The 782-nt window shown below is 60.6% G+C and carries 1 protein-coding gene; it reads right to left on the bottom strand.

Features of this window, described 5'->3' with window-relative positions:
• The coding region (locus HYH08_RS37295) for a SufD family Fe-S cluster assembly protein (protein WP_220014807.1) at nucleotides 1–782 on the bottom strand (782 nt) is incomplete at both ends.

The raw sequence follows: 782 nt of genomic DNA, 5'->3' as shown, positions 1-782 counted from the left end.
TCGCCGCGGAGAATGCAGCTCGGATATTTCCAGGTGATCGCAGATCCCGTCTCGACCTGGGTCCAGGAGATCTTGGAACGGTCGCCGCGGCAGTCGCCACGCTTGGTGACGAAGTTGTAGATGCCGCCCTTGCCTTCCGAATTGCCGGGGTACCAGTTCTGCACCGTCGAATATTTTATCTCGGCATCATCGAGCGCGACGAGCTCGACCACGGCCGCGTGCAGCTGGTTCTCGTCGCGCTGCGGCGCGGTGCAGCCTTCGAGATAGCTGACGTAGGAACCCTTGTCGGCGATGATCAGCGTGCGCTCGAACTGGCCGGTGTTGCGCTCATTGATGCGGAAATAGGTCGACAGCTCCATCGGGCAGCGCACGCCCGGCGGCACGTAGACGAACGAGCCGTCGGAGAACACCGCCGAGTTCAGCGTCGCATAGAAATTGTCCGAGGTCGGAACCACCGAACCGAGATACTTCTGAACCAGTTCGGGATGCTCGCGGATCGCTTCCGAGATCGGCATGAAGATCACGCCGGCCTTCTTCAGCTCCGCCTTGAAGGTGGTGGCAACCGAGACCGAATCGAACACCGCATCGACCGCGATCTTGCGGCGCGAAGGGTCTTCATCGCCTACCTTGGGCTCGACGCCCTCGAGCATGGCGACTTCCCGCAAGGGAATGCCGAGCTTCTCGTAGGTCTTCAGGATCTCCGGATCGATCTCGTCGAGCGAGGACACCGTCTTCTTCGGCTTCGGCGCCGCGTAGTAATAGAGATCCTGGAAATCGATCTT

Source organism: Bradyrhizobium sp. BR 10289, assembly GCF_019455385.1.
Lineage (GTDB): Bacteria > Pseudomonadota > Alphaproteobacteria > Rhizobiales > Xanthobacteraceae > Bradyrhizobium.
This window is presented reverse-complemented; position numbering and strand designations above follow the sequence as displayed.